This window comes from Candidatus Nitrosotalea okcheonensis, from assembly GCF_900177045.1.
Lineage (GTDB): Archaea > Thermoproteota > Nitrososphaeria > Nitrososphaerales > Nitrosopumilaceae > Nitrosotalea > Nitrosotalea okcheonensis.
Window position 1 is genome coordinate 16,248 of record NZ_LT841358.1, and the last position, 815, is coordinate 17,062.

General features: G+C 40.9%; 1 protein-coding gene. It reads left to right on the forward strand.

The annotated features are described in order from the left end of the window. On the forward strand, nt 1–815 hold an 815-nt coding region (locus BQ3481_RS11670; protein ID WP_197706545.1), incomplete at both ends, for an HYR domain-containing protein.

The window sequence follows — 815 nt, forward strand, 5'->3', positions numbered from 1 at the left end:
TAAGCTTGGTTCCCCCACTGTTGTAGATATTGAACCAATTACAGTCACAAATGATGCACCAAAACAATTTCCAATTGGACTAACTACTGTAACGTGGACTGCTAAAGACACATCTGGTAACATATCCAATGGCACTCAAACTGTTCTAGTACAAAATACAACTCCGCCAAAACTAACCGTTCCAGCAGGTATCACATTTGAAGCGACATCACTAAAAGACAACCTAGTTCCAATAGGGAATGCTACTGCAACTGACATCCAACAAGTCACAATAACAAACAACGCATCAAAGACATTCCCGCTTGGCAAGACCAGTGTTCTATGGATTGCAACAGACGCATCTGGCAACAAGGCAAATGCCACACAGACAGTTGATGTAGTTGATACTACAGCACCAAAAGTTATCATGCCGGCAAATGTAGTTGTTGAAGCAACATCCTTGAACAATAATACTGTATCATTGAGCAATCCTTCGGTAGTTGATCTCCAACCAGTAATGATAACAAACAACGCTCCAAAAGAGTTCCCATTAGGATCTACAAATGTAATATGGATTGCAACAGATGCATCTGGCAACAAGGCAAATGTGACTCAAATTATTACTGTAAAAGACACTACTGCGCCAAAAATTACCGCACCTGAAAATATCAAAATAAAGGCAACATCTCTTACAGATAATGTTGTTCCATTAGTTAATGCCACGGCATCTGATAATGTTGATGTGGTCTCACTCACAAACAACGCATCAAAGACATTCCCGCTTGGCAAGACTACCATATTGTGGGTGGCAACTGATGAGGCAGGCAACAAGGCAA